We start from the raw sequence: 6,249 nt of genomic DNA on the forward strand, positions 1-6,249 counted from the left end.
GCGCGCGGACGCGGCCGGCGGCGGTCGCGTAACGACCCGGCCGCATCCGGCGCGCTCCGCGTGCGGCGGCGCCGGGGAGGCCCGATCCTGGTCCCGTGATGGACGAGACGGAGTTCTGGGAGCACATCGACAGCGCCCGGGAGGCGGCCGAGGGCGACCCCGAGGAGCAGGCGGACCTCCTCGTCGAGCGGCTGACGCAGCTCGACCCGGACGCCGTGACCGTCTTCGCCCGGCACTTCGAGTCCCGCTACAACCGCGCCTACCAGTGGGACCTGTGGGCGGCCGCGTGGGTCCTTCTGGACGGCGCCAGCGACGACGCCTTCGACTCCTTCCGCTGCTGGCTCATCGGACAGGGCCGGGAGGTCTTCGAGGGGGCGGCGCACGACGCCGACGCCCTCGCGGAGCTGCTGGAGGACTTCGACGAGGAGCTGGACGGCGAGGCCGACGACCTGGGCTTTGCCGCGGACGAGGCGTACGAGCAGCTCACCGGCACCGAACTGCCCGACCTGGGGCTGCCCGATCCCCCCGGGGAGCCGGAGGGCGTCCCGCTCGACCTGGAGAACGACCGGGCGCTGGCCGCCCGCCTCCCCCGGCTCTGGGAACGCTTCCGCGGCTAGGGCCTGTCCGCCGCCACCGCGGGCGCCTCCGGGGCCCTCCGTCACCGCCCGTGACGCACCCTCGCCCGGCTGCGGCCGACGCCCCCCGGGGGTGCGGACCGCCCGCACCCCGGCCTCGCACGTCCCGGTGCACCGGGCGCCCGTCACCCCGTCAGGGAGCGGCCCATCAGGACGTCGTCCACGTAGGCCCCGTCGAGCAGGAACTCCCCGCGCAGCACGCCCTCCTCCACGAACCCGGCGGCCGCGTAGAGCCGCCGGGCCACGGTGTTGTGACCCAGCACCCGCAGGGTCACCCGTACGGCGCCCTGCTCCCGTGCCCGGGCGCACCCGGCCTCCAGAAGGGCCCGCGCGATGCCCCGGCCGCGCACCCGCGGGTCGACCACGAGACCCTGTATCTGCCGGACGTGGGCGTTGGAGGGCAGCGGGGTCGGGGCGACCAGCCGGATGTACCCCACGAGGGCGCCCTCCCCGAGCCCCGCCTCCACGGCCGGCTCCCCGTCCCGGGCGAACTCCGCGACCAGGAAGTGCGCCGGCCGGTGCGCGGAGTCGAAGAACGGTCCGTGGGGCTCCTGCGGCGGCGGCGCGACGGCGTGCGTGGTGGACCAGGTGCGCCGGTCGAGGTCCGCGAGCGCCTGCTCGTCGGCGCTCCCGGCGGGGCGGATGGTGAACGGCCGGCTCATGCGCGTCACTCTGCCTCGCCTCCCGTGGGCGCGTCCACCAGGATGGTGTCCATGCGTATCGCGGTCACCGGTTCCACCGGCCTCATCGGCTCCGCCCTCGTCAGCTCGCTCCGCGCGGACGGGCACGACGTGGTGCGGCTGGTACGGCGCGCTCCCCGGGCGGGGGACGAGGTCTCCTGGGACCCGGAACGCCGGTGGGTGGACACCGCCGGGCTCGCCGGCTGCGAGGCCGTGGTCCACATGGCGGCCAAGGGGATCGGCGTCGGCCCCTGGACGGAGTCGTACAAGCGGGCGCTGTGGGACAGCCGGGTGCACGGCACCGCGGCCGTCGCCCGGGCCGTCGCCGAACTGGACGACCCCCGGCCGGTCCTGGTCTCCGGCTCCGCCATCGGCTACTACGGCGACACCGGGGACGTGCGGACGGACGAGAGCGGCCCGCCCGGCCGCGGCTTCCTGGCCGAGCTGGTGCAGGAGTGGGAGGCGGCCACCGCCCCCGCGCAGGAGGCGGGGGCGCGCACCGTCCTGGCCCGCACCGGCCTGGTCGTCGCCCGCGGCGGCGGCGCCTGGGGCAAGCTCTTCCCCGTCTTCCAGGCCGGCGTGGGCGGGCGGCTGGGCAGCGGGCGGCAGTACTGGAGCCACATCGCGCTGCACGACCACATCGCCGCCCTGCGGCACATCCTCGACACCCCCGCGCTCTCCGGCCCGGTGAACCTCACCGCGCCCGAACCGGTCACCAACCGGGAGGCGAGCGCCGCCATGGGCCGGGTGCTGCACCGGCCCGCGCTGCTGCCGGTGCCGGCCCCCGTACTCCGGCTCGTGCTGCGGGACTTCGCCGACGACGTGCTGGGCAGCCAGCGGATCGTGCCGGCCAAGCTGCTCGGCAGCGGATTCCGGTTCGCCTTCCCGGACATCGACGACGCCATCCGCGCGGCGCTGGAGCGCCGGCTGCCGCATACGGCGTAGATCCTGCGTAGCCGCGTCCGGGCGGGCACCGGGCGGCACCGCGCCACCCGTTCCCCCCGGCGACGTTCGCGCCCGTCATACGCCCCCCGTACGCCCGCGGGTGCTCCCCGGTGTGCGCTGCCGTGCGCCCGTGCCCGTGGCGTGCGCGACTGACGGCGACCGTACGGCTGCATAGAGTCGGCGCCGAACTCGGTATTCCTCGCGCCGCCTTGGGCATGAGGTCAGCGGGACGCCCGGCGCTCCGCCTGACGCAACCCCACTGTCGCGCGCCGACCTCGGGGAGGGCACGTGCTCATCAGCAGCGCTCGCATACGCCGCACGGATGCCGGGGAGGCCGACGTCGTCGTCGTCGGCGCGGGCCCCGCGGGGCTGGCGGCCGCACACCGGCTGACCCGCGCCGGACTGGCGGTGACCGTGCTGGAGGCCGCCCCCCGGGTCGGCGGCCGGATGGCCACGGACCGGGTGGACGGGTACCGGCTGGACCGCGGCGCGGGGCTGCTCTGCCCGGGCGTCTTCGGCCCGGGGACCGTCCCCGGCGCCGGGCCGGGGGCCTGGCCCCCGCACCGGGCGCGGACCGCGCCCCCGCACGACCCACACGCCCCCGGGCCGGGGGCGGGTCTCACGCTGCGGCCGTTCGCCCCCGGCGCGGTGCTGCGCGCCGGCGGCCGGTCGCTGCGGGTCGGGGACCTGCGCACGACGACCGTACGCGGCCGGCGCACCGGTCCGCAGACCCGCAGCACCCGGGGCGCGTTCACCGCGGCGCGCGCCCTCACCAGCGCCCGCAGCCGGGCGGAGATGACGGACGCCCTGGACCTGGCCCGGCTCCGCGCGACCCTGGCCCGGCTGGCCAACACGCCCGCCGAACGACTGCGGTCCCGCGCCGAACTCCCCGCCGGGGAGGCGCTCTCCGGCCGGGGCCTGCCCGCGCGCACCGTGGACACGCTGATCCGCCCGCTGCTCTCCGCGCTGCTGAGCGACCCGTCGCTGACCACCTCCAGCCGGATCGCCGACCTGGCGCTGCGGGACTTCGCCCGCCGCGGTCTCTCCGTGCCGGCCGGCGGCGCGGCCGCCCTGCCGGAGCTGCTGGCCGCGGCCCTGCCACAGGGCAGCGTGCGCACCGGCGTACGGGCGCAGTCGGTGACGGCGCACGGCGTCGCCACCGACCGGCTCGGCACCCTGGGATGCCGGGCGGTGCTCATCGCGACGGGCGCACGGGAGGCGTCCCGGCTGCTGCCCGGCCTGCGGGTCCCGGAGTTCCACCCGGTGACGGTGCTGCACCACGCGGTGGCCGGCCCGCCGCCGCCCGCCGGCCTCTCCCTGCTGGTCGACGCGGAGCGGCGCGGCCCGGTGTCGCACACCTGGGTGGCCTCCGCGGTGGACCCCTCCCGGGCGCACCCCGGACGCACCCTGGTCACCTCCGTCGTACTGGGCGCGGCCGCGGCCCGGCCGGTGTCCGCGCTGGACGCGGCGGCGCGACCGCATCTCGCGGAGCTGCACGGCGTCCCCACGCAGGAGTGGGAGCTGATCGGGCATCACCACGACCCGTACGCGGTGCCGGCGATGCCCGCGCCGCACGACGCGCGCCGCCCGGTGCGAGTGCTGTGCGGACTCTACGTCTGCGGCGACCACCGCGACGTCTCCGGTCCGCAGGGGGCGCTGGCCTCCGCCCGGCGGGCGGCCGTGGAGCTGCTGCGGGACTTCGGGCTTCCGCTGCCGGAGGAGGAGCGCGACGCGCTCCTGGCCGCAGCCTGACCGCCCGTCACCCTGGAGGGTACGGCCTGCCGCGTCGCGCGCCCCGCCCGCATGCGGGCAGGCACCGCAGCGCGGCCACGGCCGTCCCGGGCGCCCCGGCCGCACGGCGGCACCCGTACGCACCGGATGCTCCGGCGCGCCCGGCTACGCGGTCGCGGCACGAGCCGCGGTGAGGGCCCAGGCCGGCTCGTGAACGGTCCCCCGTGCTGCCCCGGGCCGGCGCCCGGAAGCCCGCCACCGCCCCCGCGGCATCCCCGCCGCGGAGCGGCCAACTCCGCTGCGACCAGGGGCTTTTGTCAGTGCCCGGCGGTATTCTGGAGACAGAATCACGATGGTCCACCAACGCCCCTGGAGGTCGCTGATGGCCGCTGTCCGCCCGCTGTCGACGCTGACGCCCGGAACCCACGATCTGTCCGACTCCTCCGGTGCTCCCGGCGCACCGGAAGCGCACCGCCCCTCGGCCCCGCCCGCGCCCTACGAGCGGCGGGTACCCCGGGCGCCGCTGCCCGCGGGGCGCCCCCGCGCCTGGTACATCGCGCACAACCGCCAGCTCAAGGCGATGCGGCTGGCCATCGCCCTGCTGGACTCCGGGGTCCACACCCCGGGACGTGCCACGGACCGGCGGATAGGCGCCCTCGCCGAACGCATCGGGGTGCACCCGCCATCCCGTACCACCTGCCGGCTGGTGCGTTCGCTGCTGCCCGCGTCCCCGGCCCGGAGCCGCTGACCCGGCCGCCCGCAGCCGACGCAGCCCCCGCTCCGGCGGGCACCGCACCCCCCGCCCCCGGAGCAGGGCCCGGCACAGCGCCGGCGCCATGACCGTCCCTCGGGAGATGGCCGACGGGCGTGCCGGGGCGCCGGAGGCCGGCCCCCGGCACGGCCTCCGGCCCTCTCCGGTCGGGGCCGCCGGGCCGGGCGGTGCCGCTCAGGGCCGGTTCAGCGGACGACCCGCCGCAGGCTGGGCGCCCGTTCGGCCGCGGTCACCGGCACCACCGCGCATCCGCCCCGGTGCCGGCCCGGCGGCCCGTGCTCCGTCCGGTGCGGGGCCCGGCGTCCCTGCGCACCCGCCGGCGCCGTCCCGGCGCGGGCAGCGCGGGGTGCGGGGCACCGCCGGTTTCGGCGGCCGGGGCGGGGCACCCCGGCGGGCGCCGCGTCCCGGCCGCCGGCGGCCGGTCAGCCCAGCGCCGCCACGCGTTCCCGGTAGCCCCGCACGGGCGGGGCGTCCCGGTAGGGCTCCAGCCGCCGCTCGAAGTCACGCACGTACTCGTGTGCGCGCGCCGAGCGCATCTCCGCCGCCTGCTGGGCCGCCTCGGCGCCGAGCGTGCAGGCCTGTTCGACCTCCCCGAGCCCCAGCCGCGCCGTCGCCAGCACCACCCGGCAGAAGAGGCGGCTGCGCGCGAAGCCGCTGCCGCGGAGCTGCAGCGCGCGCTCGGCGTGCTGGGCGGCCGCCCGGTACTGCTGGAGGTCCCGGTGGCAGTGGCCGAACTCGTCGGCGAGCTGCGCCTCGTCGAACAGGCGCGCCCACTGCGGCACCTCGTCCCCCGGCCGGGCGGACTCCAGCGCCCGCTCGGCCCGCGCCAGCGAGGTGGTGCAGGCGCGCACCTCGCCGAGCACCCCGTGCCCACGCGCCTCGGCGGCGTGCAGCAGGGCCTGCACCGCCGGCGGCGCCGCCGCCCCGACCCCCTGCTGGGCCACCCGGGCGAGCTGCACGGCCTCCCGGCCGTGGCCCAGATAGACGGCCTGGCGGCTCATCGTCACCAGCACATAGCTGCCGTAGGCCCGGTCCCCCGCCGCCTGGGCCAGCCGCAGCGCCTGCACGAAGTAGCGCTGCGCGAGGCCGTGGGCGGCGATGTCGTACGAGGTCCAGCCCGCCAGCCGGGTCAGGTCGGCCACGGCGCCGAAGAGCCGGCGGCCGGTCTGCTCCCCGTACACGCCGCGCAGCATCGGCTCCGCCTCGTGCTCCAGGTAGCGCACCAGGGCCTGCCGGGCGTGGCCGCCGCCGTACGCGTGGTCGAGCGCCCGGAAGAGCTCGCAGACCGAGCGCAGCGCCGCCACGTCCCCCGAGGTGACCCGCTGGCCCGGGCCCCGCTCGATGCGGTCCAGCCGCCCGGCCCGGTCGGCGCGCTCCCGGTCCAGGCGCTCCGCCCGCTCGGCCACCGGGGCCGCCCCGCGGTGTCCCGGCCCGGTGGGGACACCGCCGGGGACGCCGGCCCGGCGGGCGCCCGGCAGGCCGCCGG

General features: G+C 78.5%; 5 protein-coding genes and 1 pseudogene. 4 read left to right on the plus strand and 2 right to left on the minus strand.

Annotated elements, in window-relative coordinates:
- Positions 1 to 98: 98 nt before the first annotated feature.
- Entirely contained in the window at positions 99 to 617 is a 519-nt protein-coding gene (locus HOY81_RS22660) for a DUF4240 domain-containing protein (RefSeq protein WP_237322450.1), read from the plus strand.
- A 143-nt stretch (positions 618 to 760) separates the two neighbouring features.
- On the opposite strand, the gene HOY81_RS22665 is transcribed toward HOY81_RS22660, so the two are convergent.
- On the minus strand, positions 761 to 1,297 hold the full coding sequence (locus HOY81_RS22665; protein WP_237322442.1) for a GNAT family N-acetyltransferase: 537 nt from the start codon (positions 1,295 to 1,297) through the stop codon (positions 761 to 763).
- A 42-nt stretch (positions 1,298 to 1,339) separates the two neighbouring features.
- On the opposite strand from HOY81_RS22665, the gene HOY81_RS22670 reads away from it, so the two are divergent.
- From HOY81_RS22670 to HOY81_RS22680, 3 genes are all read left to right on the plus strand, one after another.
- A complete protein-coding gene (locus HOY81_RS22670; RefSeq protein ID WP_237322444.1) occupies positions 1,340 to 2,260 on the plus strand; it encodes a TIGR01777 family oxidoreductase in 921 nt (306 codons plus the stop codon).
- A 288-nt stretch (positions 2,261 to 2,548) separates the two neighbouring features.
- The gene (locus tag HOY81_RS22675; RefSeq protein WP_237322446.1) at positions 2,549 to 4,012 is read left to right on the plus strand and encodes an FAD-dependent oxidoreductase; all 1,464 of its coding nucleotides are present in this window, start codon (positions 2,549 to 2,551) and stop codon (positions 4,010 to 4,012) included.
- A gap of 361 nt (positions 4,013 to 4,373) precedes the next feature.
- Positions 4,374 to 4,739 carry a hypothetical protein gene (locus HOY81_RS22680; RefSeq protein ID WP_237322447.1) on the plus strand — a complete coding sequence of 122 codons (366 nt, stop codon included), beginning with the start codon at positions 4,374 to 4,376 and terminating at the stop codon, positions 4,737 to 4,739.
- A 446-nt stretch (positions 4,740 to 5,185) separates the two neighbouring features.
- Here the strand turns inward: HOY81_RS22680 and HOY81_RS22685 are convergent.
- Positions 5,186 to 6,249, minus strand: a pseudogene (locus HOY81_RS22685) (regulator); the annotation flags it as partial.

The sequence above is a fragment of the Streptomyces sp. JJ36 genome, assembly GCF_021696945.1.
GTDB lineage: Bacteria > Actinomycetota > Actinomycetes > Streptomycetales > Streptomycetaceae > Streptomyces.